The sequence below is a fragment of the Mesorhizobium sp. Pch-S genome (assembly GCF_004136315.1).
Lineage (GTDB): Bacteria > Pseudomonadota > Alphaproteobacteria > Rhizobiales > Rhizobiaceae > Mesorhizobium.
This window is the reverse complement of the sequence record NZ_CP029562.1, coordinates 5,372,840-5,399,478: the sequence shown is the minus strand read 5'-3', so window position 1 is coordinate 5,399,478 and position 26,639 is coordinate 5,372,840. Positions and strand designations below refer to the sequence as shown.

Sequence of the window (26,639 nt, the reverse complement as noted above, 5' to 3'; positions counted from 1 at the left end):
ACCCGCTATTCGCCGAATTCCTTGTCGTGAACTGGCGCGGTGGATGCCTGCTCCTCGAGCGACTGCCTGTAGCGAATGCAGCCGCGCATGAATTTCGGCCAGGGCGGTATTGCGATGGCCGGATCAGTTCTTTCCGGCAGCAGCTCCCAAAGGTCCGGGTGATGCCAGCACAGATCGTGTCCGGTCGAGTCTCTATGCCTGCGAATGCCTTGCCGCAGCTTCTTCACCTCCGCGACAAGCTGGTCGCGGTTCATGGTTTCGAGATCGTGGTCCATCTCTCTTCCTCCGCTTAAGGCGCGCGCTTCCGCCAGGGTACCTTATGCGCAAAGCGCCGAAATGCCGACCCTATGAAGATCGCTATGCCCTGAACAGCAGGCTTCCGTCGCCGTAGGAATAGAAGCGATACCCGGTCTCGATGGCATGCCGATAGGCGGCACGCATGGTATCCAGTCCGGCGAAGGCCGAAACCAGCATGAAAAGCGTCGAGCGCGGCAGGTGGAAATTGGTCATCAGCGCATCGGCGATACGAAAATGATAACCGGGCGTGATGAAGATGTCGGTCGCGCCGGACCATTCGCCAAGCGTGCCGTCGTCGCGCGCGGCACTTTCCAACAGCCGCAGCGATGTCGTGCCGACACAGACGATACGATTGCCGCGCGCCTTGGCGGCATTCAGCGCATCCGCCACCTGGCTCGACACATACCCCTTTTCCGCATGCATCTTGTGATCGGCGGTGTCGTCAGCTTTCACCGGCAGGAAGGTACCGGCGCCGACATGCAAAGTCACGAACCGGCGCTCGATACCCTTTGCATCCAGTGCTGCGAACAAATCGGGCGTGAAGTGCAGGCCAGCGGTAGGCGCAGCCACCGCCCCCTCTTCCCTGGCGTAGATCGTCTGGTAGTCGGAAAGGTCGCGTGCATCGTCATTACGCTTCGAAGCGATGTAGGGTGGCAGAGGAATATGGCCGACGGCATGCAGAGCCTCGTCAAGGAAAGCTCCTGACAGGTCAAATCCCAGCAGCACCTCGCCACCATCCCGTTTTTCGAGCACCGTGGCGTCGAGCCGGCCGAAAAAACAAGAGCTGCCGTCGTGGCCGAAGTGGATCCTGTCGCCTTCTGCGACACGCTTGCCTGGCCGCATGAAGGCCAGCCAGCGGTCGGCGCCGGTGCGCATGTGCAGCGTCGCTTCAACCTGGGCGGAAGCCTCGCCGCGCCGACGGACACCACGCAGCTGCGCTGGAATGACCTTGGTATCGTTGAAAACCAGCACATCACCGGGATCGAGCAGTGACGGCAGGTCACGCACTACCTTGTCGGCCAGCCCCTCATCCGGGCGTACGACCAGAAATCGCGCGGTATCACGCGGTTCGGCGGGACGAAGCGCTATACGCTCCTCCGGCAGGTCGAAGTCGAAGAGATCCACTTTCATGGCAGCGGCAATAGCGCGATCTTGATCGATCCGCCACCATGCTTGTTGCCGGGAACCTGCCGGTCAGTAAATCCGGATCATCAACGCGCCGACCAGCAACAGCGCGGCACCGACGATGCGGCCCATCGAGATTTCACGGACGGCGACACCGAGGAAGCCGATCCGGTCCACAAGCATGCCAGCCAGCAGCTGACCGGCAACAAGGAACGCCATCAGCGCGGCGGCGCCGATCCTCGGCGTGAGCAGCACCGAACTCGTGACATAGACCGCACCGAGCGCTCCACCGGCGACGAAGAGCCACGGGGCCGGCGCACGCCAGTCGATGGCAATACCCTGAGCCCGTGTGGTGAAGAACGTGACGATGCCGAGAACGATTGCCCCGGCCAGAAACGAGATCGCGGCCGCGGCGACAGGAACACCCAGCCCGCGAGCGAGCTGGGCGTTGATAGGAGCCTGGATGGCGATGAACGCGCCCGCAAGGACGCCGAGAAGCGACCAGAGAGCGCCAGCCATCGGATCAGGCTTTCACGTCTGCGGCGACTTTCAGCGACACGATCTTGTCAGGATCCTGCACCGGTTCGCCGCGCTTGATCTTGTCGACATTCTCCATGCCTTCGATGACCTGGCCCCACACCGTGTACTGGCGATTCAGGAAGCCGGCATCCTCGAAGCAGATGAAGAACTGCGAATTCGCGGAATTCGGGTTCTGTGCGCGTGCCATCGAGCACGTGCCGCGGGCGTGATTGACGTTGGAGAATTCCGCCTTCAGGTCCGGCTTGTCGGAACCGCCCATGCCGGCGCGCGACGGATTGAAATCCTTGCCGCCCGACTTGCCGAACTTCACGTCGCCGGTCTGGGCCATGAACCCGTCGATGACGCGATGGAAGACGACGCCGTCATAAGCGCCCTCGCGGGCCAGTTCCTTGATGCGGCCGACGTGACCGGGTGCAAGGTCAGGGAACAGTTCGATGACGACCTTGCCCTTGGTCGTTTCCATGATGAGCGCGTTTTCGCGATCCTTGATTTCAGCCATTTTGGGTATCCCTTTGATAAAACTCAGTTCTTGTCAGCAGCGATGCGAACCTTGACCATGCGGTCCGGGTCGGAGACGGAGCCGTTGTCGGCGGCATCGCCCTTCTTGATCTTGTCGACGAATTCCATGCCCTTCTCGACATTGCCGACGATGGTGTACTGGCCATTCAGCGACGATGCCGGCGCGAACATGATGAAGAACTGCGAATTCGCCGAGTTCGGATCCTGCGAGCGTGCCATACCGACAACGCCGCGCACATACTTCTCCTTGGAGAACTCGGCAGGCAGATCAGGCTCCTTCGAGCCGCCGGTGCCGGCGAGGCTGGCATCGAAGCCCTTCTTCATATTGCCGTACTGGACGTCGCCGGTCTGCGCCATGAAGCCATCGATGACACGGTGGAAGGCAACGTTGTCGTAGGCGCCTTCACGCACCAGCTTCTTGATCTGAGCGACATGCTTGGGTGCAAGGTCAGGCCGCAGGGCAACGACCACGTCGCCGTCCTTAAGCGTGATGACCATTGTGTTTTCAGGGTCTGCCGCGAAGGCCTGCGACGCACCGCCGAACAGGCCGGCGAACACGACGAGGAAGGCGGCGAGCTTTTTGAGCTGCATGGAATGATCTCCGAAATATCTAGGGTCAGGACCTATTTCGCGAATTTGGCTTTGAGCGCGCCGGCAACCGCCACCGGCACAAAGGGACGAATGTCGCCGCCCATCGAGGCTATCTGGCGGACCAATGTGGCGGTAATCGTGCGCACCGAAGGGCTCGCGGGCAGGAAGACGGTCTGCAGTTCCGGAGCCATCGTTTCGTTCATGCCGGCCATCTGCATCTCGTAGTCGAGATCGGTACCGTCACGCAGGCCACGGATCATGATGGATGCGCCATTCTTGCGGGCCGCATCGATCACCAAACCGGTGAAGGAGACGACACGAATGCGCCTGGCTTCGCTGCCGAATTCGGCAGCGGCAGCCTTTTCGATCAATTCGGAACGCTCGTCAAAGGAAAACAGCGGCGTCTTCGACGCCTGGATGCCGATGGCTGCATAAACCGTATCTGCTATCGCCAGCGAGGCCTTCAGCACATCGAGATGGCCGTTGGTCAGTGGATCGAAAGATCCGGCATAGAGGGCAATGCGTTCAGTCATGATGCTGCTTCTAGCGGGCACCGGGCCGGAACGCAAATGCCGGCCGGGAGTGCGGCGTGAACCCTTCATCAACCATGAACAGCAGATGAACGGCGCGATCACACACGGTTAAAGTCTGTTCACGTACACATGATCATGCGCGGTGAAACCAATTCACCTTCTGCTCGTTTAGGGAACAGGAGATTAAGCCATGATGATCCTCATGCTCGCCACCGCAATGACCGTAGCCATGCTGATCGCGACCGTTTTCGGCCTGCATCAGGAAGCCGAGCGCGTGCGCCTCGACGACCTCGATCGCCGTCATCGCTTCGGCAAGCGCCGGTAGAAGTTTTCGATTGGAGTAGGCTCATCGGCCCCGGCTGGTGAGGCGTTTCTCCATATCGACGACAGTCCAGCCTGGTCGCTTTGGATTGGCCCGCCTGCCGGTTTCCCGATAGCCATAAGCTGAATACAGCGCGATATTCCGTTCCATCCGGGCGTTGGTGTAAAGCTTCACCAGATCGAGCCCGACTTCGCCCGCTTTTTCCTCGGCCCAGTCGAGCAGATGGATGCCGAACTTCTTTCCCTGAAACTCCGGTGCAACCGCGATGGAAAATATCTGGATGTGGTCGACATGTCGTTCAAGAACGATCAGTCCGGCGAGCTCGCCTGAAAACTCCAGCAGCCACACCTGCCCCGCCTCGACACGCGGTGCGTAGTCCTCGGTGACAGGAACCGGCGGCGCGCCAAGCAGATGCGTATACGCCGCATAGGCGCGCTCCGTCAGAGATGCCACGGCAGCAACGTCGGACAGGTTCGCCAGGCGCAGAACAGCTTCGGTCGACTCCATTCGCTCTTCCTGCTTTGCTAGGCATCTGCCCGACACCATAGCGATGATGCCAGACCGACCAAAGCGCCACCGGCCGAAGTCGGTTGGGCAAGAAAGCGGACGAGCAGACAACCGCCAGGCTACGGGTAAAAGAAAAGGCGGCCTGAAGAGCCGCCTTCTCAGAAACATCATGCAACACCAGCATTTACACCGGATCGCTCACACGCAGGCCTGCCCTACAGGTCAGGCCTCATCACCCGTGTTGCTGTCACCTTCAGCTGGGCTGTCGCCAGCCTCGGCCACATCTTCGTCACCGGGTTCATCTTCGCCCTGAGGTTCCGAAATGCGTTCCACCGACACCACCTTCTCGCCCTCGGCGGTGTTGAAGATGGTGACCCCCTTGGTAGCGCGGCTGGCAAAACGGATGTCATGAACTGGCACGCGAATGACCTGACCGCCGTCTGAAACCAGCATGATCTGATCGTCGTTACCGATCGGGAACGCCGCGACAAGCGGCCCGATTTCCCCCACCTTCGACACGTCGGTGGCGCGGATACCCTTGCCGCCACGGCTGGTCAGGCGGAAGTCGTAGGACGAAGACCGCTTGCCGTAGCCATATTCGGTTACGGTGAGCACGAACTGCTCGTGCTGCCTGAGGAATTCGTAACGTTCATCGGAAAGCTGGGCTTCCTCCGAAACGTCCTCATTGGTCAACGCGACCTCTTCCTCTTCGCCGGCACCGGCAAGACGCCGTTCGGCGACCGAACGCTTGAGATAAGCCGCACGCTCCGCAGGATCCGCATCGACATGTTCGATGATCGCCATGGAAATGGCGCTGTCGCCATCGCCCATGTTGATGCCACGCACACCCTGCGACGAGCGACCGGCAAACACGCGCACGTCATTGACCGGGAAGCGGATACACTGACCGGTATTGGCGGTCAGCAAGACATCGTCATTGTCGGTGCAGGTCTCGACCGCCAGGATGGCATCGCCTTCCTCGTCGAATTTCATCGCGATCTTGCCGTTGCGCTTCACATCGACAAAATCCGACAGCTTGTTGCGGCGCACGGTGCCGCGCGTCGTGGCGAACATCACATCGAGTTCGCCCCAGCTCGTCTCGTCCTCCGGCAGCGGCATGATGGCCGTGATGCGGTCGCCATTCTCGATCGGCAGCATGTTGATCAGCGCCTTGCCGCGCGACTGCGGGTTACCGATCGGCAGGCGCCAGACCTTCTCCTTGTAGACGATGCCACGCGAAGAGAAGAACAGGATCGGCGTGTGCGTGTTGGCCACGAACAACCGGGTGACGAAATCCTCGTCCTTGGTCGACATGCCGGAGCGGCCCTTGCCGCCGCGGCGCTGCGCCCGGTAGAGCGACAGCGGCACACGCTTGATGTAGCCCGAATGCGAGACGGTAACGACCATATCCTCACGTGGGATAAGATCCTCGTCCTCCATATCCGAGCCGGCATCGGTGATCTCGGTGCGGCGCGGCGTGCCAAACTCGTCACGCACGGCGATGAGCTCGTCCTTGACGATCTGCTGGATGCGCGCACGGGATGCCAGAATCTCAAGGAAATCAGCGATTTCGGCGCCGATCTTGTTCAATTCGTCGGCGATCTCGTCGCGTCCCAGCGCGGTCAGGCGCTGCAGGCGCAGTTCGAGGATGGCGCGAGCCTGCTCTTCGGACAGGTTATAGGTGCCGTCCTCGTTGATGCGGTGTCGCGGATCATCGATCAGGCGGATCAGCGCCTCGACATCCGAGGCCGGCCAGCGGCGCGTCATCAATTGGTCGCGCGCCGATTGCGGATCCGGCGCGTGGCGGATCAGCTTGATGACCTCGTCTATATTGGCCACGGCGATGGCCAGGCCAACCAGTACGTGTGCGCGATCACGCGCCTTGCGCAGCAGGAACTTGGTGCGGCGGCTGATGACCTCCTCGCGGAACGCCACGAAGGCGTGCAGCATGTCGAGCAGTGTCATCACTTCCGGCTTGCCGCCGTTGAGCGCCACCATATTGGCGCCGAACGACGTCTGCAGCGGCGTGAAGCGATAGAGCTGGTTGAGGATCACCTCGGTATTGGCGTCGCGCTTCAGCTCGATCACCACGCGGTAGCCCTGGCGGTCGCTCTCGTCGCGGATATCGGAAATGCCTTCGATGCGTTTTTCCCGCACCAGCTCGGCCATCTTCTCGATCATCGAGGCCTTGTTCACCTGGTAGGGAACCTCGGTGATGACGATGGCCTCGCGATCGCCGCGCATCTCCTCGACATGCACCTTGCCGCGCATGACGACGGAACCACGGCCGGTCGAATAGGCATTGTAGATGCCGGTACGTCCGAGGATCAGGCCGCCGGTCGGGAAGTCCGGACCGGGAATGATCTCCATCAGCTCGGTAAGGTCGATGGCCGGATTTTCCATGACGGCGATGGCGCCGTTACAGACTTCCACCAGATTGTGAGGAGGAATGTTCGTGGCCATACCGACGGCGATACCGCCAGCACCGTTGACCAGCAGCGCCGGAAAACGTGCCGGCAGAACACGCGGCTCCTGCCCCGAAGCGTCATAGGTGTCCTGGAAATCGACGGTGTCCTTGTCGATGTCCTCCAGCAACTCATGCGCGACCTTGGTCAGGCGCGATTCCGTATAACGCATCGCGGCAGGTGGATCGCCGTCGATCGAACCGAAATTGCCCTGCCCGTCGATGAGCGGCACGCGCATCGACCAGTCCTGGGCCATGCGCACCAGGGCGTCATAGATCGAGGCATCACCATGCGGGTGATACTTACCCATCACGTCGGCGACCGGGCGCGCCGACTTCACATATTTGCGGTTCCAGTGGTAGCCGCTCTCGTGCGAGGCAAACAGGATGCGCCGGTGCACCGGCTTCATGCCGTCGCGCACATCGGGCAGCGCGCGGCTGACGATCACGCTCATGGCGTAGTCGAGGTAGCTGCGCTGCATCTCCTCGATAATGGAAATCGGCTCGATGCCTGAAGGGCCGTCCGGCCCCTGTGGTGTATTCTGGTCGGTCAAAATAGATCGCAATCAGCTGGGAATCACTGACTTCTTATATAGGAAAGCCGCACCATTCTCCAATGCGAGGGCGCGGTTTTTCGCCACGAAACAGTTGTTTTCCAGTGCTTATTTTTCAAGTTATTTCAAATAGATAGACCGGCTCCAGAAACACAGCGCGAATGACACCCGGCAGATTGTGGCAGCGGTGTGAAATGCGCAGGTCGATTGCCGTAAGGTCAACTGCGAAATCTCACCGGCGACAACCTGAGGTCGTGGGGGATTTTGCCTCCTACACAGATAGCCGACGCAGTTCCACAGCAGGCCCGCCGGAGAGCCTGTACCCGCTCGGCGTTTGCCCCATCACCCTCCGGAAACGGCGATTGAAGGTCGACAGATCACCGAAACCCGCCTCGAAAGCAATTTCCGAAACGGGATCTGCGGAAATCCGCAGCTGGACAGCAGCGCGGTGCAGCCTGGCCCGCAGCAGAAACTGATACGGGGTCATGCCTACGATCGCGCGAAACGAGCGCAGGAAATGATATGGGCTGGTCGCGGCCTGGTCTGCCAGGTCGGACAGCGAGAGATGCTCGTCCCCCCGATCCTCAATGAGGCGTATCGCTTCGGCGATGCGCTTTTCATCGCGTTGGCTGATCTTTGCAGGTCTTCCCGGCGTCCCCGTCAGCATCGTCGCCGCCGCACCTGCCAGCCGCAGCGCGACTTCCTCAAGCTCATTGGCGTCGCCTTCGCGGCGGGCGACCTCGGCATCCGCGAGAAGTGCAGCAAGCTCTGGACATGACGGCAGGTTCGGCGCATGGAATTCGCCCTGTTTCGCTCCAGGCACATTCGCCAAGACGTCTTCCAGCATCTCGGGCGAAAATTGAAACGACAGGCAACGGTCACCGCTGCTGTGATCATGCCCGCATTCGAAGCACGTCCGGGCATTGCCGAGCAACAAAGCGCCCGGCGTCATTACCGCCGCTCCCTGCCGCGAACGGTAGTGGAATGTACCGCAGGTGACGACTGCGATGCAGAACGAGCCATGCTCTTCTTCGAAAGGCCGTTCGCCGACCGTCGCAGTGCAGACGATGTCGGCCACGCTCCATCCGGCTTTTCTGGCAAGTATCCGCACCTGCTGGCTCATGGCCGCGATTTAGCAATTTTTCCCAAGCCCAGACAGCCGGCAAGCGCTACGCCGATGATGTCTCCTGACAGGTTTGAGGTCGTCATGCATCACCGGAACTCCTTCACCGAGGCCCTGCAGGCGCCAGGCCCCTTGGCCGCCCACGCCGACAAGCTCGCCCTTTACGGTCGCTTTGCCGGAGCATGGAGCTTCGATGCCAAACGCTGGACCGACGACGGCAGGCTGCTCGTTGGCCGCGGCGAGATCCATTTCGGCTGGGCACTGGAGGGACGCGCCATTCAGGACGTCTGGATGCTGCCTGCGCGCGACGCGGGGCCTTCGACCGAACTCGGCCCCTGGACGTTCTATGGCACGACGCTGCGGATCTACGACCCAGGCATCGATGCCTGGCACATCCTGTGGAGCGATCCGCGCACGCAATACTACAGCCGGCAGACCGGCCGAGCCGACGGCGCGGACATCGTCCAAATCGGCAGCGACGATAGCGGAACACGGACACGCTGGCGCTTCACCGAAATCACCGACAATTCGTTTCGCTGGCTTGGGGAGCGTGCCGACGGCGAAGGAAACTGGCACCTGCAGGTTGAATTCCTGGCTCGACGCGTCGCCTGACGTTCCGATCTCAACAACGCAAATTCAAACGAGGTTCAAAATGCTCGACCATGTCTCGATCGGTGTTGTCGACCCATCCCGCTCCAAGGCTTTCTATGACGCGGTTTTGGCACCACTCGGCTATGCGTGCCTCAGCGAATCTGCCGGTTCGCTGGGTTATGGCGGCGATCAGGTTTCGCTCTGGATTCTCGAAGTCGAGCGGCCTGTGCCGGCGGATATGGCATCAGGGCTTCACTTCTGCTTCGCCGCACCAACCCGCGACAGCGTTCGTGCTTTCCACGCGGCAGCCCTTGCCAACGGCGGCGGCGACAACGGCAAGGCCGGCCTGCGCGCCGATTATGGCGACAGCTATTTCGCAGCCTTCGCCATCGATCCGGATGGTTATCGCATAGAGGCCTATTGCGGCTCAGGCAGCTGACCGACTGGGCGTTGGCAACTTCCCGATATTCGCGCTACCAATGGTCTGGTTGCGGCGAGAGAGGGGAATGGCATGCCGAGCTACGAAAGCCTGTTCAACGCCTTCGTGACACTGCTCGTGACCATCGACCCGCCGGGACTCGCCCCGCTTTTCCTTGCCGTGACGCGCGGCATGAACCGCGAGCAACGCAGCCAGGTGTCGGTTCGCGCCTCGATCATCGGCTTTCTGGTCATTGCGCTGTTTGCAGTTGCCGGCGCCTCGATCCTTTCGGTGTTCGGCATCACCCTGCCCGCTTTCCGCGTCGCCGGCGGCTTCCTGCTGTTCTTCATCGCTTTCGAGATGGTTTTCGAACGCCGGCAGGACCGCAAGGAAAAAAGCGCCGATGTGGCAATCACCAAGGATCACATCCATAACATTGCGGCTTTCCCGCTGGCGATCCCACTGATCGCCGGCCCGGGCGCAATCTCGGCCACAGTCCTGCTGTCAAGTTCCTTCCAAGGTATCGGAGGCCAGCTGGCACTGCTCGGCATCATCCTCGCATGCCTGCTCATCACCTATGTGGTATTCGTGCTGGCGGAACGCATCGACGGTATTCTTGGGCAGACCGGGCGCTCGATCCTGACCAGGTTGCTCGGTGTGATCCTCGCCGCACTCGCGGTCCAGTTCGTAGCCGACGGTATCAAGGCCCTGGCGGCGAGTTGATCGCCTCAAACGCGTGCAATCGCATCGCTGCGCAGGCAGCCTCATTCAGCAGCGGTATCGATCACCTCGAAGCAGCGGTATCGATCACCTCGAAATCGTGTGTAACGGTTGCCGTCTTGCCCATCATGATAGAGGCCGAGCAGTATTTTTCCGCAGACAGCTGAACCGCCCGTTTGACCTTGTCGTGTGACAGTCCTTTGCCCTTGACGATGAAGTGCATGTGGATACGCGTGAACACTTTGGGATCTGTCGCCGCACGATCGGAGTCGAGTTCCACGATACAATCCTCGACCTGCTCCCGCCCCTTTTCCAGGATGTGCACCACGTCGATGGCCGAACAACCGCCCGTACCGATCAAAAGCAATTCCATTGGGCTCGGGCCGGGTGTCTTGCCCTCTTCACCATGTGTCGTACCGAGAACCAGCTTGTGGCCACTGCCGGACTCGCCCACGAATGTGCGACCCTCGACCCATTTGATCCGCGCCTTCATCCCTGCATCCCTATATTTTTGGACATCTTTGTAGTCTGATGTCCGCCTTAAGGCATCTCGGCCAGCAGCGCCTTGACGACACTGGCCGAATTCGTCGACGCCAACGCCATGAAGGTCGCCATCTGATTGGCTCCCTCTCCGCCACCGGCAAGATCGGAAAGGCTGCGCACCGCCACGAACGGAACGCCGTTGCTGTAGGTCACATGCGCGACCGCCGCACTTTCCATGTCAAGCACCTTGGCTTCGAAAGTCTTGTGCACATAGTCACGAAACTCGGCGTTGTCGACGAAAGCCTGGCCGGAAACGCCGTTGCCGCCGACGATGATCTTCGGCGGCTTGGTAAGGCATCTGTTTTCTGGGGCGCAAGCCTGCAGGTCGAGTCTGGCGGCGACCTTGCGGGCGGCCTCCAACAGGGCCGGATCGGAAGGGAACCAGAACTTCGTTTCCTCGCCGCCCTTGCGGGCGACAGTCACGGACCGCGGCACGATCATGCCGTAGCCCGCAAACTGATCCTTCGGTATGAACGGCGGGATTTCGTAACCGTCGCCGACCTTGCGTGCGAAAACCGCTTCCAGATATTCGCCCCACTGATCGGCGACAACGACATCGCCGATGCTGAGAGCCGGGTCGACGCCGCCGGCAATGCCGGAGAACACCACGGACGTCACGACAAACCTGTCGAGCGCCACCTGCATGGTCATGGCCGCATTGACCATGCTGACGCCACTCAGGAACAGCACGACGTCCTTGCCGGCCAGCTTGCCGGTGATGAACTGGCGACCGTTGATCTCATGCTCGGTTCGATCAGAAAGATCTGTCTGCAGCGCCACCCATTCAGGCGGGAATGCTGATACGACTGCGATACGCGGCTTGTCATCGAGCCGCTCGGCAGCCGAAACGGCAGCGGATAACATGGCAAAGAACAGCAGGCCGATCGCAATCACGCGTGCGAATGCACTCATGCCGTAGCTCCTCGCCGTATCACCATGTCAGGCCTGTGGGCCGGAAAATTCCGCCCATCAGCAATCAGAACGGGATTTCATCGTCCAGTTCGCGCGAACCGCCGCCACCGCCACCGCGGTTGCCGTTTCCGCCGCCAAAACCACCGCCACCCGAGCTGCGACCGCCACCGAAGTCGCTCGGGCCGGACTGACCGAAGCTGTCGCGGTTGCCGCCGGAATAACCGACCTGGCCACCTTCACCCTGCCCGCCACGTGCATCGAGCATCTGCAATTCGCCACGGAATTTCTGCAGCACGACTTCGGTTGTATAGCGCTCCTGGCCGCTCTGGTCCTGCCATTTACGGGTCTGCAACTGACCCTCGACATAGACCTTCATGCCTTTCTTCAGATACTGCTCGGCCACCTTGGCGAGCTGGTCGTTGAAGATGACGACGTTGTGCCACTCGGTCTTTTCCTTGCGTTCGCCCGAGTTCTTGTCGCGCCAGCTTTCCGAGGTGGCGATACGGATGTTGACGACCGGCTCACCCGAGTTCAGCCGGCGGATTTCGGGATCCGCACCCAGATTCCCCACCAGAATGACCTTGTTGACGCTGCCAGCCATCACACTTCTCCGCGCTCGTCCGAAACCAGAATTCTCGCCGCACCATATAGGCTGAGGGGCCTGCCCGCCTCCACGGACATGCCTTTCCCACAACGTTTTTGTTCTATTTCTGTTCTAGTTCCCGCGTTGGCTATTTGTCAAGGAATGTCAGCAAAAGAGCCGACCAGGCTTCGTTTCAAGTCCTTACCCCGGGGAGGCTCTTGCCAAACGGATAAGTATCCACTTATGTTTTAGCATGATCGAATCCGAAATCTTCAAGGCCCTGGCCGACCCGACACGGCGCGCGCTGTTTGAACGGCTGGTCGACGACGAGATGACTGTCTCCGAACTGCGCGCCGGCACGCCGGTGTCCCAACCGGCAGTCTCCCAGCATCTTGCCGTGCTGCGCGGCGCCGGGCTGGTGAGCGAACGCCGCGTCGGCCGCAATGCTTTTTACCGGGCCGCCCCGGAAGGATTATCGCCGCTGCTCAGCTGGATCGAACGCTATCGCACCTTCTGGCCTGACCGCATCGAAAGGCTGAAGACCGTGCTGAAGGAGATGGATCAATGACCTCACCCGACGACATCGTCGTTGAATGCGATCTGCCGGATGCGCCTGAAAAAGTCTGGCGCGCACTCACCGAGCCGGAAATCGTCGCGGCCTGGCTGATGCCCAACGACATCAAAGCAGAGACCGGCCATCGCTTTTCGCTCGGCACGGAAAGCCGCATCGACTGCACCGTGCTGGAAGCCGAGCCTTGCCGCCTGCTGCGCTATTCCTGGCGCGAAGCCGAAACCAACGCCACAGTGGGGTTCGACAGCATCGTCACCTTCGAACTGACGCCCGCCGCCGGTGGCGGCACGCATCTGCGTGTCGTCCATGACGGCTTCGCCGCCGCCGCAACGGCAGTCTGCTGCATCTCAGGCGCCGGCTGCAGCGTCGTCGTCGATGCCCCCAAACCCACCAAAACCCTCGCAGCGGCCAATGCGCCGCAATGGCGCATGGCCGCCTAACAGGAAGGAGCCAAGACAATGTCCGGTGTCGCCAATCTTGTGCCGATGGTGATCGAACAGTCGAGTCGCGGCGAACGCGCTTTCGACATCTTCTCCCGGCTGCTGCGTGAACGCATCATATTCGTCAACGGCCAGATCGAAGACAACATGGCCGCCATCATCTGCGCCCAGTTGTTGTCGCTGGAAGCTGACAATCCGGAAAAGGAAGTGTCGCTCTACATCAACTCACCCGGTGGCGTGGTGAGCTCCGGCTTCGCCATCTATGACACGATGCGCTACATCTCCTGCCCGGTGTCGACGGTCTGCATGGGCTTTGCGGCTTCGATGGGTTCGTTCCTGCTCATGGCTGGCGACCCTGGCCGGCGCATCGCACTCCCCAACAGCAAGATCGTGCTGCATCAACCGCTTGGCGGCTTCCAGGGCCAGGCTTCCGACATCCAGCGGCACGCCGAGGATATCCTGAAGACCAAGCGGCAGATGATCGATCTCTACGCTCAGCATTGCGGCCGCACGGTCGAAGACGTCGAGAACACGCTCGACCGCGACCATTTCATGAACGCGGAGGAAGCCAGGGCATGGGGCCTGGTCGATCACGTCTACGACACGCGCAAACGGGCTGCATAGGAACAAATCCCCGCACATCCGATCCGAAGGCTCGGCGGGTACTGGCCGTCACGGGTGAAGACGCCTATGTTAGCGCCATGATCACCGCCCGCCTCTCACCGTCATCGTATCTGGCAGCCCTTACGATTGCCCTTTTTTCGACAACGACAGGATTTGCCGGAGAAGCCGGCAAACAGGCTGCAAAGCCCCTGCCCGGCGTCAATGGCGGCTACAGCATCGTCAAACCGGCGGCTCCACAACCGGAACCGGACGATTACGATCCCGCCTCCGGTCGCCGGTTCAAGGTCGGTGACATGGATGTTCGCATTTCGGGCTCGGTGATCGTGGACATCGGCGCAGGCAATCTTCCTGCCCCGCGGCGGTAATTTGCGCGGATTCTGCTGATCTTTCGTCACGACAGCCGTGGCGTCGGCGCAGCATGTGACGATCTCGCGAAGTCGTACTCACCGCAAAAGAACAGCCCCGCCGCTGCGCTTTGGCATGCGGACGGGGCTTTTTAGGGCTTTACCCAATTCTGCCGGGAGCGTTTTACCGGCTTTGGGTTTCGGGTGCTTCGCGGCTCACGGCCGACGACCCGACTAATGGTCTCTGATTGTAAGGGGATCGGCAGGTCACGGTTTGTACGGGAAGGCGCCGCCTTCCTGACACCTATGCCCGCCGCGGCTCCAACGACAGATGGAGCCTGAAGGGACTGTCCGGTGGGGTCATGCCTCGCTCCTGTTTCTGGTTGCTCTTGCCGTCTGCCCGAACTCTCACTCGTTTTGGTCTGCGGCGCCTCGCAGACCGCCTTCCGGCTCGAGGATCGCCACGGGGCGATCGGTTCAGGCGACGGCTAACCTTGCGCCTTCACTTCCGCAGCGTCAACCGGCGGCCGGCCGATTATAAAAATTGTGATCGGAACGGTCCGGAACGTCACGTTCTGCTGACATCGCATTGTCAGGAGCGCGTTCGGCCTTTGTTCTTTTTTGCTTGCCCGCCCGCGCGAAAGGCGGTTAAACGCTGAAAGTAGCCGGAGAGTCTCGATCTTGCGGCAAAAATACCCATATGAGCGGGCGGCGGCTGGGTTCGCCAATCCGAAACATTGCAAGCTGAGGCGGCGGAGCGGCATGGCCGACCATAAGTACATTTCCATTCGCGGCGCGCGCGAGCACAATCTTAAGAACGTCGACCTGGATCTGCCGCGAGACAGTCTCGTGGTGATGACGGGCTTGTCCGGTTCAGGAAAATCGTCTCTCGCTTTCGATACCATCTATGCCGAAGGGCAGCGCCGCTACGTCGAAAGCCTTTCGGCCTATGCCCGACAATTCCTCGAGATGATGCAGAAGCCGGACGTCGACCAGATCGATGGTCTGTCGCCCGCCATCTCGATCGAGCAGAAGACGACGTCGCGCAATCCGCGCTCGACCGTCGGCACCGTTACCGAAATCTACGACTATATGCGCCTGCTCTTCGCGCGCGTTGGCGTGCCTTATTCACCGGCGACCGGCCTGCCGATCGAGAGCCAGACCGTTTCGCAGATGGTCGATCGCGTGCTGACCCTTGAGGAAGGTACCCGCCTCTACATCACGGCGCCGATGGTGCGCGGACGCAAGGGCGAATACAAGAAGGAGTTGCTGGAGCTCCAGAAGAAGGGCTTCCAGCGCGTCAAGGTCGACGGCACTTTCTACGAGATCGCCGACGTGCCGGCACTCGACAAGAAGTACAAGCACGACATCGACGTCGTCGTCGACCGTATCGTCGTGCGTGCCGACCTCGCCACGCGGCTGGCCGACTCCATGGAAACGGCGCTTAAGCTTGCCGAAGGGCTCGCCGTTGCGGAATTCGCCGATCGGCCGCTGCCCGCAGAGGCCACAGCAGAAGAATCCGCTTACAAATCCAAGAACGAGACGCACGAACGTATCCTGTTTTCGGAAAAGTTCGCCTGCCCGGTTTCCGGCTTCACCATTCCGGAGATCGAGCCGCGGCTGTTCTCCTTCAACAACCCGTTCGGCGCCTGCCCGACCTGCGATGGCTTGGGCAGCCAGCGCGCCATCGATGAAAACCTGGTCGTGCCGGACGACAATGTGACCTTGCGCGACGGCGCGGTGGCGCCGTGGGCAAAATCCACCTCGCCCTACTATTCGCAGACGCTGGAGGCACTGGGCAAGGTTTACGACTTCAAGCTTGGCGACAAGTTCAAGGACCTGAAGGAAGACGCCAAGCAGGCTATCCTGCGTGGCACCGGCGAGCGCGAAGTCACTTTCAACTATGATGACGGCCTGCGCTCCTACAAGACCACCAAGACATTCGAGGGCGTGATCCCCAATCTCGAGCGGCGCTGGAAGGAGACGGAATCGGCCTGGATGCGCGAGGAAATCGAGCGCTTCATGGCTGCCACGCCCTGCCCCGCCTGCGGCGGCTATCGCCTGAAGCCGGAGGCACTGGCGGTGAAGATCGCCGGCAGGCACATCGGCGAGGTCACCGAACTCTCGATCCGCAAAGCCGATCTCTGGTTCAATGAGCTGCCCGCGCAGCTCAACGAAAAGCAGAACGAGATCGCCATCCGCATCCTGAAGGAAATCCGCGAGCGGCTGCGTTTCCTCAACGACGTCGGCCTCGACTACCTGACGCTGTCGCGCAATTCCGGCACGCTGTCGGGCGGTGAAAGCCAGCGCATTCGTCTCGCCTCGCAGATCGGCTCTGGCCTTACCGGCGTGCTTTATGTGCTGGACGAGCCATCGATCGGCCTGCATCAGCGCGACAACGCGCGCCTGCTGGAAACGCTGAAGCACCTGCGCGACATCGGCAATACGGTGATCGTCGTCGAACACGACGAAGACGCCATCCTGACTGCAGACTATGTCGTCGACATCGGTCCGGCGGCGGGTATCCATGGCGGCCGCGTCATCGCCCAGGGCACCCCGCGCGAGGTCATGGCTAATCCGGCCTCCATCACCGGCAAGTACCTTTCCGGAGAGCTCGAGGTCGCGACGCCCGCTGAACGGCGGCCAGGCAAGAAGGGCAAGCGCGTCAAGGTCGTCGGCGCCCGTGGCAACAATCTGAAGAACGTCACCGCCGAGTTTCCACTCGGCACCTTCACGGCGGTAACCGGCGTCTCCGGCGGCGGCAAATCCACCTTCCTGATCGAGACATTGTTCAAGGCGGCCTCGCGCCGAATCATGGGCTCACGCGAACATCCTGCCGAGCATGACCGCATCGAGGGCCTGGAGTTCCTCGACAAGGTCATCGATATCGACCAGAGCCCTATCGGCCGCACGCCGCGTTCCAACCCGGCAACCTATACCGGCGCCTTCACGCCGATCCGCGACTGGTTCGCTGGTCTGCCCGAAGCCAAGGCACGCGGCTATCAGCCGGGGCGTTTCTCCTTCAACGTCAAGGGCGGCCGCTGCGAGGCCTGCCAGGGCGACGGCGTCATCAAGATCGAGATGCACTTCCTGCCGGACGTCTACGTCACCTGCGACGTCTGCCATGGCAAGCGCTACAACCGCGAAACGCTCGACGTCACCTTCAAGGGCAAGTCGATCGCCGATGTGCTGGACATGACCGTCGAGGAAGGCGTCGAGTTCTTTGCGGCGGTGCCTGCGGTACGCGACAAGCTGATCACGCTCAACCAGGTCGGCCTTGGCTATATCCACATCGGCCAGCAGGCCACCACGCTGTCGGGCGGCGAGGCGCAACGCATCAAGCTTGCCAAGGAACTGTCGCGCAAGGCGACCGGCAAGACGCTCTACATCCTCGACGAGCCGACCACCGGCCTGCATTTCCACGACGTGGCAAAGCTGCTGGAGGTGCTGCATGAGCTGGTGGACCAGGGCAATACGGTGATCGTCATCGAACACAATCTCGAGGTCATCAAGACTGCCGACTGGGTGCTCGACCTCGGTCCCGAGGGCGGCGACGGTGGCGGCGAACTCGTTGCATCCGGCACGCCGGAAGACATCGTCGCGGAACCACGCAGCTACACCGGCCAGTTCCTGAAGGAACTTCTGGAGCGTCGGCCGAAAGGCAAGCGAGAGGCTGCCGAGTGAGCGGCAGCCAGGGCATCGTCTCCGTCGAGAGCCGGTTCGGAGTAGCTGAAACACTCGATCGGCTGGCGGAAACCGTGACCAGGCTGGGTCTCCATGTCTTCGCACGTATCGACCACATGGCCGGTGCGCAGGAGGTCGGTCTGCCACTTCGCCCGACGCAGCTTCTGATCTTCGGCAACCCGAAGGGCGGCACACCGCTGATGCAGGACAAGCAGATCGCAGGCATCGACCTTCCGGTGAAGGCGCTTGCCTGGGAAGATGAACACGGCAAGGTCTGGCTTTCATACAACGCGGCTGAATGGATCGCCGCACGGCATGGGCTGAGTGACACCAGCATCACCGCGGTCCAGGCGATTGCCAACGGCATGGGCAAGGTTATCGGGCTGGCAGCAGGCCGGGAGTAACGCCCCCCCGCGGCCCTTGGCAGTTCGCTGCCGGCGGCATGACATCCCGGAACTGGCAAAGGCAGGATTTGAGACAAAAAAAGAGCAGACGAAATCCTTCGCCTGCTCTCCCCTAGCATTTGGCAGCGACGCGGCCGTTGGCACCGCGCACCGCCCCCGAGCCAAAGAACCGGGAGAACGGTATTAACGGTCTGTCTCATTTTAGCGCATCTTAATCCAAGGTACATACCTCAAATGGAGGAGGCGCAAGGCTTTGAGCCCGGATCGCAGAGACTTGAAAAGCGACTTAGCCACGACGTGCCATCCGAATTGGCCACACCATCCGAATGCTGAACGGAATTGGCAGGATGATCGTCAGGATTGCTGATTTCGGATGGCTTGTGACGCCTTGCCGTGGTTGCCTACGCCCATTCGAGATTGAGGGAAATACTGGAGGGATGGAATGACTACAGCTGGAAAAATCCGGTCAGGCATGGGCGGCTGGACGTTCGAGCCCTGGGACACATCGTTCTACCCGGAGAAACTCTCGAAAGCCAAACAGCTCAACTATGCCTCGAGGCAGGTTCCGACAATCGAGGTCAACGGCACCTACTATTCGACCTTCAAGCCGCCGACATTCGCCAAATGGGCGAAGGATGCTCCGGACGGTTTTGTGTTTTCGTTGAAGGCGATCCGCTTTGCGACCAACCGCCGGGTACTGGGGGAAGCGGGCGAATCGGTGAAGCGCTTCCTCGATTCCGGCGTTTCCGAACTCGGCGACAAGCTCGGGCCCATTCTCTGGCAATTTGCACCGACGAAGCGCTTCGACGCCGACGACTTCGGGGCGTTCCTGGCACTCTTGCCCGAAAAACAGGATGGCGTGGCGTTGCGCCATGCAGTGGAGGTTCGCCACGATTCTTTCGTCGTGCCCGAATTCGCCGCGCTGGCGCGCAAGCATGATGTCGCGATCGTTTATGCCGACCATGCCAAATATCCGGCAATCGCCGACGCGACCGGGGGCTTCGTCTATGCGCGGCTCCAGACCGGCAGTGACGACAATCCCGACTGCTACACGCCCAAGGCGCTCGACCAATGGGCTGAACGTGCCAGGACCTGGGCTGCGGGCAAGGAACCCGGCGACCTGAAGCGCGCAGATCCCGACACCCAGGCAGAGGTGAAGCCGCGCGATGTGTTCGCCTACTTCATCACCGAAGGCAAGGTCCGCGCCCCATTCGGCGCCATGGCGTTGATGAAACGCGTTGAGGCCTGAAAAATGAAAAAGCGAAAGCCGCTTCGTTGAAGAGGCTTTCGCTTTTCCTGAGAAAGCAGTGAAGATTTCGCGCTGGTGTCAGGAGCCTCGTGCGACGCGCTCGATCTCCTCACGCACGAGGCGCTCGACCAGCGTCGGCAGGTTGTTGTCCAGCCAATCCTGCAGCATCGGGCGCAGCATCTCCGCAGCCATGTCATCGAAGGTCTTCTTGGCTCGACCGGCGAAAGCTTCAGACAATTCCTCGAAGGAAGCTGCGACCTGACGGCTCGTATGCTCCGAGATCAGCGCGGGCCGCAGCACAGCGCTTTCAAGGGCGGGTTCATGACGGGTCGGGAAATCAGCCGGCTCATCTGTCACATCGTTGCCGGGCTGCGCCGTGAAAACGCTATCTTCCTGACCACGAATTTCGTCGGCGCGGGTGTCGGAGACAAGCTCGACCTCGCGAGGCCAACCGGTGCGAAGTTGGCTGACAGCCTCATCCCTCTCGACGACCGGTTGCGGTGCCACTGCAGCGGGCTGTTCGGATGCCGTCAGCGCCCCGATTTCAGCCAGCGTGATCACAGGAGCAGCCGGGCGCTGCTCTGGCGAGCCGGCGGCAAGTTGCACCTGAACGTCGGCCAGACTGATGGGCTTGCCCGGCAATTCGCTACGCAATTCGCTGCGGAAGGCATCGACGTCGGGAGCAGTATTCTCGACCGGCTCGGATCGCGCCATGACCGGTTCAATCTCCGGGCGCGTATCGCTCGCCTCCATCCCAGTCTTGCGGCCTGAATCGCTGTCTTCGATGATCCTGCGGATGGAAGCCAGGATCTCTTCCATCGAAGGTTCGCGTTGTGCGCTGCTTGCTGCCGTGGCCATTGTCACATTCGCCGCCCTGGAAATCTGTTGCATTTTCGGCCGACGCCAAGGCCGGCTCGAATCACCACTCAAGCGTAACCGACCGATTGCGATCAGAGAATCCCCAAACCGGGGACCGGTGCTGTTTCAACAGATTAGAGCAATTGCAGCAGACGCGTGCAGCGGTTTCGCGGTCGGAATTATGTAAATACAGGGAGTTGGAGCGTTTCCACCTTTCCATGAAAAACGGAAACGCCCTTGAAACAAAACAGCCCCGCAAAGCGGGGCTGTCGAACTCTTCAATCAGGAAGAACTAGCGGCCGTCCGGCGTACGCAGACCATACCACTTGTCCTTGACGGCCTTGTAATGCTCGTCGGGATTGTACTTTGCCACCTGGAGTCCAAGGCGCTCAACCGTCAGCCGCCCCATCGCCTGCAGAATACCGTAGCTGGCAATAACGACGTCGCGTTCGGAAGCGGCCAGGTTGATCTGCGCGCTGATGACGACGTTCTGCGCATTCAACACATCCAGCGTGGTCTGCTGGCCGACATTGCGCTCCTCGATCACGCCATTCAGCGCCAGTTGCGCGGCAGCGATCGAAGCACGATTGGCGTCGACATTCTCCCTGGCGGCCTGATAGGCGGTCCATGCCGCCACGACGGCGTTGCGGACCTGATCGCGCGCCACATCGACTTCGATGCGAGCCTGGCCGAGCCTTTCCTTCTGTTGGCGAACCGTCGCTGCGGTACGGCCACCGGAGTAGATCGGCACCGTCAGCGTCGCGCCGACATTGGCCGAGGTCGACGAACCGTCGGGGCTCAGGATGCTTCCGGGCGATGCATCCCGGTAGTTGCGGGAAATACCCGCCGAAGCGCTCAATTGCGGCAGCAGCGCACCTTCAGCCGCCTTCACGCCAAACCCGGAGGCATCGACCAGATGCTGGTTGGCCAGGATGGCCGGGTTTTCGTTGTTCGCCGCGGCGATGGCGTTTTCGATGCTGGATGGCAGCAGCTTGCCAAGTGGCGATGGCGCCTTCAGCTTGCCCGGCTGGTCACCGACGATCTGGCGGTAGACACCGGCGCTGGCCAGCGCCTGTGCCTGCGCCGCACTCACCTGGGCCTGTGCCGTAGAGCGCTGCGCTTCAGCCTGCGCGACGTCGGTGCGGGTGCCCTCGCCCACTTCAAAGCGCGAGCGCGCGGCGCGTACCTGCTCGGTCAGGAACTTAAGATTCTGTTCCGTCAGCTTCGCGACCTGGCGATCGTGGATGACATTCATATAGGCCTGGGCCGCAGCGAAGAGCGTCGCATTCTGCTGGTTGTTCAACCCTTCGACCGAAGCGCGCACCTGTGCCTCTGCCGAGGCCACGTTGTTCTTGGTCTGGAAACCATCGAACAGGGTCTGGTTGATCTGCACGCCGAAATTGCCGGTGGTCAGACGGCCGGCATTGTTTCCGCGCGTGCTCGAATAATCGATGGCGGCCGAACCGGTGATGGTCGGGCGCCAGCCGGATTTGGCGATCGCGACGCCTTCATCGGTCACACGCACACCAGCGCGCGACGAATTCAGCGTCGAGTTGTTCTGATAGGCCTTGGACAGCGCGCCAAGTATGGTTTCAGCAGATGCCGCGCCGGGAGCGAGCGCGGTCACCGAAGCAAGCAGAATAGCGAGGAGACTCTTGTTTACAGAATGCACGGCAAATCCTCATTCTTAATTGGAAACCACGCAAGAACGGCCGCCGTATTCGGGCAACCGTCATTGCGTGTTGTGTTCCCTGCCGCTAGCCCGTCTCCCCAAAATCCGAACCGTCGGCAACGATCTGTTAACACAAGCCATCATGCCGCGACGTGAGCCGCAAGAGCGAATCTCTCAGAATTCGAAAACACGCACACGTTCGAATCCAGGTAGTGGCTTTATTGCCGCATTAAATGCACGCCGCCCTGCCGCTATTCCAGTAGTCTTCAAAAACAGACGAGCGACACCGGCATTGCCATGGCCTTCCACGGCAACCAGGCGACCGCCTTCAGCGAGCTGGTCGAGAAGCGCCTGTGGCACCTCTTCCACGCTGCCGCCGACCAGAATCACATTGTAGGGTGCTTTCGCGGCGTGACCGTCGCGCAACGCGCCGTCGACCACCACGACATTGTCGTAACCCAGCGACGACAGGGCCGTGCGTGCGGTTTCGGCCAGGGTCGAATCGCTTTCCAGCGCAACGACGGATTTCGCGATCCGGGATAGAATCGCTGCCGAATAGCCCGTACCGCACCCGACATCGAGAACGCTATCGTCGACACTGATTCCCGCAAGCTGCAGCAGCTTGCCGAGCGGCGAAGGCTCCATCATGTAACGCGGCTCGCCAGCCACGCCGGCAAGGCGGATATCCTCGTCGATATAGGCAAGATCGCTTTGGCTGTCTGACAGGAAAGCTTCGCGCGGAACCGTGAGGAAAGCATCGAGGACCGCGGCATTGGTCACATCGGTCGTTCGCAGCTGGCCATCGACCATCTTCACGCGGCGTGCGGAAAAATCAGCGCTCATATTCCAACCGTCCCGCTTCCGGCGCCACTCCGGCGCCTATGGTCATATGGAACGCCCCCCGGCACTGTACCGGTTGTCGGGATTGGAGGCCTCGCCCGGAATCGAACCGGGATGCAAGGATTTGCAGTCCTCTGCGTAACCATTCCGCCACGAGGCCTCATCACTCCCGGCGTTCCACGGCGCTTCAATAGGTTGGGCCGTTTGGGCAGTCAAGGACACAAGCTTTATTCCGCTGACAATTCCCTAACCTATTGTGAATGGCGTCCGGGACCGGGCGTTGGTTGCGGAATGGTCAGGCCCGAGCGTGCGAGTGGGCGCCTAGGTGCGGCGCCGCCGCTCCCACCACACCACAAAGCGGCGTCGGTGGCGACGAATCATTGCGAATTCATAGGAGAGCACCAGGAAGCCGACCGGCAGCATCCACAGCCCGAGCACAGGCAGGAACCACAGGACGCCGCCAAACAGGAACGCCACGCCAATGGCAATGCGCAATGCACGGGACCGCGGCAACGCGAACTCGCGTCCGAACGCTGAAATCTTGTGCTTTCGCTTGCGAGGCTCGCTCTCTGCGCCCATGACCTGCACCGTTTCGTCCATCCTTGTTTTCTCTGTCCGGCTTTGCTCCAGCGCCTCAAAAGCCTCATTTGCCGGCATTGCGGCCTGATATGATGGCGTCAGGCGGCGATTGCGAGAATACGCCACAGAAAAACCTTTTAAAAAATTCGAATTCCCGCTTTGCAAAGCCGAAAAGGATCGCTATAGCCACCCCCGTTCGCACAAGAGCGCTGTTCCCCGGTAGCTCAGTGGTAGAGCAACCGGCTGTTAACCGGTTGGTCGCTGGTTCGAATCCGGCCCGGGGAGCCACTTTGCTAGCACATCAGCATTAGACCGGAGCCTACGAAAGCACCTGCCCAAAGCGGCTGAGGCTGGAGCGGTTTTTGGCAGAAACAGCACTTGCCTTCAGACAATCGATGCTTGGAAATCGCGTGATCGGGAGGACCATTCGTGAATTTTCTCGCCTTCGCTTTCGTAGGATTGCTGCTCATCGACACTTCGGCAATTAATCCGGCAGCATTTGTTGGCACCTATCGGGGGTCACTTTGGAGCGGCGACGGGGACTCGCCCAGTATCACCACCTTGAAGATTGGAGCCGATCTGGTCCTGAGCGGTGAATACAGCTTCATTGAACAAACCGGTCAAACGACGTCGGGTTCACTGGATGCCTGCCAGATAGAAATGCGGGTTCTCATCTGTCAGTGGCACGATCGTTACGGCACAGGCGTGCTGAAGATGGAATTCGATCCCAGCCTTTGCACTTTTCAGGGGCAATGGACGACCGCCAATCTCGTTTCGACGGGCTGGTCGTACTGGAATGGAAGCAAGGGTTGTACGCCAGTGGCAAATGCCGGAGGATCTTTGTTGCAAAGATCTTGATCCACAAGGAGGCGCTTACGCCGCCTTGCAGACGGCGGACACAGATCGATTAGCCGCCGGCCACGACATCCGCCGAAAACCGCAGTTCGCGCATCGGCCGCACCTTGCTGGTCGTTGCCGAATAGACCGGATGCGCCTTGTAGGCGGCGAGTGCTGCCGCATCCTCGAACTCGGCATAGACGACGATGTCGATCTTGTCGCACATCGGGTCGACCTTGGAGTTGAGCGTCACTTCGAACAGGCGTGAATGGGGGATTTGACCCAGGGCGAGCAGGCCGTCACGGACCTTTTCGACGTCTTCGCCGGGCCGCACGCTGAAGAATACGATGTGCCGGATCAATCCAGCCTCCCTGCACCTTGCTCGCGCAGCGTTGCCCGGGCGGGATGGTGCGCTCTTTGAGATCAGCAGTTTCTGGGCCAGCCGCAGACTGGCGTCAACCGGCAGGTTGTCGCGGCAACTGGCGTGATCCGGAGAATCAGCCGGTGACGTAGGCGACCGCGTGTTTCACGCTTTTTGTTCCCGCATCCAGGTAGCGGCCCTGATTGTAAAGGCCGTCCCAGATCAGGAAGAAGGCGATTGCGGCGATGACGATGACGATGCGCATGGGCACACACTAGGCGATTTCGATTACCGCAATCATAACTTCAACCGCTCACCTGCGGTATCAGCACAAACCAGCCGGATTGCCCTAACCGGGTTCCGCTCCTGCCTCTTGCCAGCAGCCTCGACACGATAGAAAATCATCAATGGATTCATCAAGAAGCGGACGGGCCCGGTCGGGCGCGCCGTTTTGTTGTGTTCGGGAGAGGAAATCCGCGCCGTGCAATGCATGGCGCAGCAACCGATGGGTCCGATCAGGAGCGACAGAGGGAATTGCTTCTGAACAGGAGGGGAATTTATGACCGAGAAACACCGAACTGCGCCCCCTTTGACGGACGCCGTCCGTCTCGATGAGCGCAATTTCGCTGAAATCGTCAAAGGGCTCCCGGCCAAGGCACGCATGGTCTTCAAGGCCGCGATGGCCATGCCACGCGGCTCGCTCAAGGTTCGCATGCCCGACGGGCGCGCCGTCCTGGTGGAGGGCAAGGCGCCGGGCCCGAACGCCGAACTGGTGCTGAACAATTGGCGCTTGCCCAACCGCGCCTTCACCGGCGGCACCATAGGGGTCGCGGAATCCTACATGGATGGGGATTGGGAAAGCCCGGACGTGACAAGCTTCCTGGAGCTCTTCGTGGTGAATACGGAAACCGGAGAAAAGGTGGCCGGCGGAGCCAGCTGGATCGTCAACACCGTGCAGCGCATCCGCCACTGGCTGAACGAGAACACCCGCACCGGCTCGAAACGCAACATTTCCGCCCATTACGACCTCGGCAATGCCTTCTATCAGAACTGGCTCGATCCGAGCATGACCTATTCGTCGGCGCTCTATTCGACCGGTGCCAACGACCTCGAAAGCGCGCAGGCCGCGAAGTATCGGGCACTTGCCAAGGACATTGGCATCAACACCCAGGACCATGTTCTCGAGATTGGCTGTGGGTGGGGCGGCTTTGCCGAGTTTGCAGCGCGCGAGATCGGCTGCCGCGTCACCGGCCTCACCATCAGCCGCGAGCAGCATGATTTCGCCAAGGCCCGCATCCAGCGCGCCGGGCTGGCCGACAAGGTCGACATCAAATTGCAGGACTATCGCGACGAAACCGGCAAGTACGACCGCATCGCTTCGATCGAGATGTTCGAGGCGGTTGGCGAAAAATACTGGCCCACCTTCTTCGGCAAGGTGAAGGAATGCCTGAAACCCGGTGGCACCGCTGGTTTCCAGATCATCACTATCAACGAGGCCGCCTACAAGACCTATCGCGCCCGGCCGGATTTCATTCAGCGCTACGTCTTTCCGGGTGGCATGCTGCCTACTCCGACTATCCTGAAATCACTCGGCGCCGATCATGGCCTCGCCTATCTGGCCGAGCGCGTCTTTGCGCAGGATTACGCTCGCACCCTGGCGGAGTGGCGCCAGCGCTTCTGGGCATCCTGGGAGCGCATCGTTCCGCTCGGCTTCGACGATCGCTTCAAGAAGCTCTGGGAGTTCTACCTGCACTACTGCGAAGCGGGCTTCCGCACGAGCTACATCGACGTGCGCCAGGTCATCTACAGGGCCTGATGCAGGCAATTGCGACCG

The 26,639-nt window shown here is 60.8% G+C and carries 31 protein-coding genes and 2 tRNA genes; 14 read left to right on the top strand and 19 right to left on the bottom strand.

The window, feature by feature from the left end:
* Positions 1-5: 5 nt before the first annotated feature.
* From C1M53_RS25225 to coaD, 6 genes are all read right to left on the bottom strand, one after another.
* A complete protein-coding gene (locus C1M53_RS25225) occupies positions 6-275 on the bottom strand; it encodes a hypothetical protein (protein ID WP_129414725.1) in 270 nt (89 codons plus the stop codon).
* 82 nt (positions 276-357) lie between these two features.
* On the bottom strand, positions 358-1,428 hold the full coding sequence (gene queA, locus C1M53_RS25220) for a tRNA preQ1(34) S-adenosylmethionine ribosyltransferase-isomerase QueA (protein WP_129414724.1): 1,071 nt from the start codon (positions 1,426-1,428) through the stop codon (positions 358-360).
* Positions 1,429-1,491: 63 nt separating this feature from the next.
* The gene (locus C1M53_RS25215; RefSeq protein ID WP_129414723.1) at positions 1,492-1,941 is read right to left on the bottom strand and encodes a DMT family transporter; all 450 of its coding nucleotides are present in this window, start codon (positions 1,939-1,941) and stop codon (positions 1,492-1,494) included.
* Between the two features lie 4 nt (positions 1,942-1,945).
* Positions 1,946-2,461, bottom strand: a complete 516-nt coding sequence (locus C1M53_RS25210; RefSeq protein ID WP_129414722.1) for a peptidylprolyl isomerase — start codon at positions 2,459-2,461, stop codon at positions 1,946-1,948.
* A 23-nt stretch (positions 2,462-2,484) separates the two neighbouring features.
* On the bottom strand, positions 2,485-3,072 hold the full coding sequence (locus C1M53_RS25205) for a peptidylprolyl isomerase (RefSeq protein ID WP_129414721.1): 588 nt from the start codon (positions 3,070-3,072) through the stop codon (positions 2,485-2,487).
* 32 nt (positions 3,073-3,104) lie between these two features.
* Positions 3,105-3,605, bottom strand: coding sequence for a pantetheine-phosphate adenylyltransferase (coaD, locus tag C1M53_RS25200; protein ID WP_129414720.1), 501 nt, complete (start codon positions 3,603-3,605; stop codon positions 3,105-3,107).
* 190 nt (positions 3,606-3,795) lie between these two features.
* Between coaD and C1M53_RS32405 the strand changes: the two genes are divergently transcribed.
* A complete protein-coding gene (locus tag C1M53_RS32405; RefSeq protein ID WP_260854895.1) occupies positions 3,796-3,930 on the top strand; it encodes a hypothetical protein in 135 nt (44 codons plus the stop codon).
* Positions 3,931-3,951: 21 nt separating this feature from the next.
* Here the strand turns inward: C1M53_RS32405 and C1M53_RS25195 are convergent, their stop codons facing one another.
* The 3 genes from C1M53_RS25195 to C1M53_RS25185 form a co-directional block, all read right to left on the bottom strand.
* On the bottom strand, positions 3,952-4,434 hold the full coding sequence (locus C1M53_RS25195) for a GNAT family N-acetyltransferase (protein ID WP_129414719.1): 483 nt from the start codon (positions 4,432-4,434) through the stop codon (positions 3,952-3,954).
* Between the two features lie 222 nt (positions 4,435-4,656).
* Entirely contained in the window at positions 4,657-7,452 is a 2,796-nt protein-coding gene (gene gyrA, locus C1M53_RS25190; protein WP_129414718.1) for a DNA gyrase subunit A, read from the bottom strand.
* A 271-nt stretch (positions 7,453-7,723) separates the two neighbouring features.
* A complete protein-coding gene (locus C1M53_RS25185; RefSeq protein ID WP_129414717.1) occupies positions 7,724-8,575 on the bottom strand; it encodes an AraC family transcriptional regulator in 852 nt (283 codons plus the stop codon).
* A gap of 84 nt (positions 8,576-8,659) precedes the next feature.
* Here C1M53_RS25185 and C1M53_RS25180 point away from each other — a divergent pair, with 84 nt between their 5' ends.
* The 3 genes from C1M53_RS25180 (at position 8,660) to C1M53_RS25170 (ending at position 10,307) form a co-directional block, all read left to right on the top strand.
* Positions 8,660-9,187 (top strand): hypothetical protein, encoded by a 528-nt coding sequence (locus C1M53_RS25180; RefSeq protein ID WP_129414716.1) that lies wholly within the window; start codon positions 8,660-8,662, stop codon positions 9,185-9,187.
* 40 nt (positions 9,188-9,227) lie between these two features.
* Positions 9,228-9,605, top strand: coding sequence for a VOC family protein (locus tag C1M53_RS25175; protein WP_129414715.1), 378 nt, complete (start codon positions 9,228-9,230; stop codon positions 9,603-9,605).
* A gap of 72 nt (positions 9,606-9,677) precedes the next feature.
* Positions 9,678-10,307 carry a MarC family protein gene (locus tag C1M53_RS25170; RefSeq protein ID WP_129414714.1) on the top strand — a complete coding sequence of 210 codons (630 nt, stop codon included), beginning with the start codon at positions 9,678-9,680 and terminating at the stop codon, positions 10,305-10,307.
* A gap of 61 nt (positions 10,308-10,368) precedes the next feature.
* Here the strand turns inward: C1M53_RS25170 and C1M53_RS25165 are convergent, their stop codons facing one another.
* The 3 genes from C1M53_RS25165 to ssb all read right to left on the bottom strand — a co-directional run bounded on the left by C1M53_RS25165 (position 10,369) and on the right by ssb (position 12,360).
* Entirely contained in the window at positions 10,369-10,797 is a 429-nt protein-coding gene (locus C1M53_RS25165) for an OsmC family protein (RefSeq protein WP_129414713.1), read from the bottom strand.
* Between the two features lie 47 nt (positions 10,798-10,844).
* The gene (locus C1M53_RS25160; RefSeq protein WP_129414712.1) at positions 10,845-11,759 is read right to left on the bottom strand and encodes a 5'-methylthioadenosine/S-adenosylhomocysteine nucleosidase; all 915 of its coding nucleotides are present in this window, start codon (positions 11,757-11,759) and stop codon (positions 10,845-10,847) included.
* Between the two features lie 64 nt (positions 11,760-11,823).
* Positions 11,824-12,360: a single-stranded DNA-binding protein gene (gene ssb / locus C1M53_RS25155; RefSeq protein WP_129414711.1), complete on the bottom strand. Its 537-nt coding sequence runs from the start codon at positions 12,358-12,360 to the stop codon at positions 11,824-11,826.
* A gap of 235 nt (positions 12,361-12,595) precedes the next feature.
* On the opposite strand from ssb, the gene C1M53_RS25150 reads away from it, so the two are divergent.
* The 7 genes from C1M53_RS25150 to C1M53_RS25120 all read left to right on the top strand — a co-directional run bounded on the left by C1M53_RS25150 (position 12,596) and on the right by C1M53_RS25120 (position 19,658).
* Entirely contained in the window at positions 12,596-12,910 is a 315-nt protein-coding gene (locus C1M53_RS25150) for a metalloregulator ArsR/SmtB family transcription factor (protein WP_129414710.1), read from the top strand.
* Positions 12,907-13,353, top strand: a complete 447-nt coding sequence (locus tag C1M53_RS25145) for an SRPBCC domain-containing protein (RefSeq protein WP_129414709.1) — start codon at positions 12,907-12,909, stop codon at positions 13,351-13,353. The genes C1M53_RS25150 and C1M53_RS25145 overlap by 4 nt, the downstream gene beginning before the upstream one ends.
* Positions 13,354-13,371: 18 nt before the next feature.
* Positions 13,372-13,977 carry an ATP-dependent Clp protease proteolytic subunit gene (locus tag C1M53_RS25140; RefSeq protein WP_129414708.1) on the top strand — a complete coding sequence of 202 codons (606 nt, stop codon included), beginning with the start codon at positions 13,372-13,374 and terminating at the stop codon, positions 13,975-13,977.
* Positions 13,978-14,054: 77 nt separating this feature from the next.
* On the top strand, positions 14,055-14,342 hold the full coding sequence (locus C1M53_RS25135) for a hypothetical protein (protein WP_129414707.1): 288 nt from the start codon (positions 14,055-14,057) through the stop codon (positions 14,340-14,342).
* Positions 14,343-15,083: 741 nt separating this feature from the next.
* Complete coding sequence (gene uvrA, locus C1M53_RS25130; RefSeq protein ID WP_129414706.1) at positions 15,084-18,005, top strand: excinuclease ABC subunit UvrA; 2,922 nt, start codon at positions 15,084-15,086, stop codon at positions 18,003-18,005.
* On the top strand, positions 18,002-18,409 hold the full coding sequence (locus C1M53_RS25125; protein WP_129414705.1) for a DUF302 domain-containing protein: 408 nt from the start codon (positions 18,002-18,004) through the stop codon (positions 18,407-18,409). The genes uvrA and C1M53_RS25125 overlap by 4 nt, the downstream gene beginning before the upstream one ends.
* Before the next feature lie 442 nt (positions 18,410-18,851).
* Complete coding sequence (locus C1M53_RS25120; RefSeq protein WP_129414704.1) at positions 18,852-19,658, top strand: DUF72 domain-containing protein; 807 nt, start codon at positions 18,852-18,854, stop codon at positions 19,656-19,658.
* A gap of 78 nt (positions 19,659-19,736) precedes the next feature.
* Here the strand turns inward: C1M53_RS25120 and C1M53_RS25115 are convergent, their stop codons facing one another.
* From C1M53_RS25115 to C1M53_RS25095, 5 genes are all read right to left on the bottom strand, one after another.
* Positions 19,737-20,516: a PopZ family protein gene (locus tag C1M53_RS25115; RefSeq protein ID WP_129414703.1), complete on the bottom strand. Its 780-nt coding sequence runs from the start codon at positions 20,514-20,516 to the stop codon at positions 19,737-19,739.
* A 292-nt stretch (positions 20,517-20,808) separates the two neighbouring features.
* The gene (locus tag C1M53_RS25110; RefSeq protein WP_129414702.1) at positions 20,809-22,188 is read right to left on the bottom strand and encodes a TolC family outer membrane protein; all 1,380 of its coding nucleotides are present in this window, start codon (positions 22,186-22,188) and stop codon (positions 20,809-20,811) included.
* 174 nt (positions 22,189-22,362) lie between these two features.
* Complete coding sequence (locus tag C1M53_RS25105; RefSeq protein ID WP_129414701.1) at positions 22,363-23,031, bottom strand: protein-L-isoaspartate O-methyltransferase; 669 nt, start codon at positions 23,029-23,031, stop codon at positions 22,363-22,365.
* 83 nt (positions 23,032-23,114) lie between these two features.
* Positions 23,115-23,188, bottom strand: a tRNA-Cys gene (locus tag C1M53_RS25100).
* Positions 23,189-23,349: 161 nt separating this feature from the next.
* Positions 23,350-23,628 (bottom strand): hypothetical protein, encoded by a 279-nt coding sequence (locus C1M53_RS25095; protein ID WP_245488277.1) that lies wholly within the window; start codon positions 23,626-23,628, stop codon positions 23,350-23,352.
* A gap of 192 nt (positions 23,629-23,820) precedes the next feature.
* Between C1M53_RS25095 and C1M53_RS25090 the strand changes: the two genes are divergently transcribed.
* Both C1M53_RS25090 and C1M53_RS25085 read left to right on the top strand, forming a co-directional pair.
* Positions 23,821-23,895 (top strand) — tRNA-Asn (locus tag C1M53_RS25090).
* 141 nt (positions 23,896-24,036) lie between these two features.
* The gene (locus C1M53_RS25085) at positions 24,037-24,465 is read left to right on the top strand and encodes a hypothetical protein (RefSeq protein ID WP_129414700.1); all 429 of its coding nucleotides are present in this window, start codon (positions 24,037-24,039) and stop codon (positions 24,463-24,465) included.
* A 49-nt stretch (positions 24,466-24,514) separates the two neighbouring features.
* Here C1M53_RS25085 and C1M53_RS25080 read toward each other — a convergent pair whose 3' ends face one another.
* Positions 24,515-24,805, bottom strand: coding sequence for a Dabb family protein (locus C1M53_RS25080; protein WP_129414699.1), 291 nt, complete (start codon positions 24,803-24,805; stop codon positions 24,515-24,517).
* Between the two features lie 136 nt (positions 24,806-24,941).
* Entirely contained in the window at positions 24,942-25,070 is a 129-nt protein-coding gene (locus tag C1M53_RS32400) for a hypothetical protein (protein ID WP_260854899.1), read from the bottom strand.
* Positions 25,071-25,364: 294 nt separating this feature from the next.
* Between C1M53_RS32400 and C1M53_RS25075 the strand changes: the two genes are divergently transcribed.
* Positions 25,365-26,621 (top strand): cyclopropane-fatty-acyl-phospholipid synthase family protein, encoded by a 1,257-nt coding sequence (locus C1M53_RS25075; protein WP_129414698.1) that lies wholly within the window; start codon positions 25,365-25,367, stop codon positions 26,619-26,621.
* The last annotated feature ends 18 nt before the right edge of the window (positions 26,622-26,639 follow it).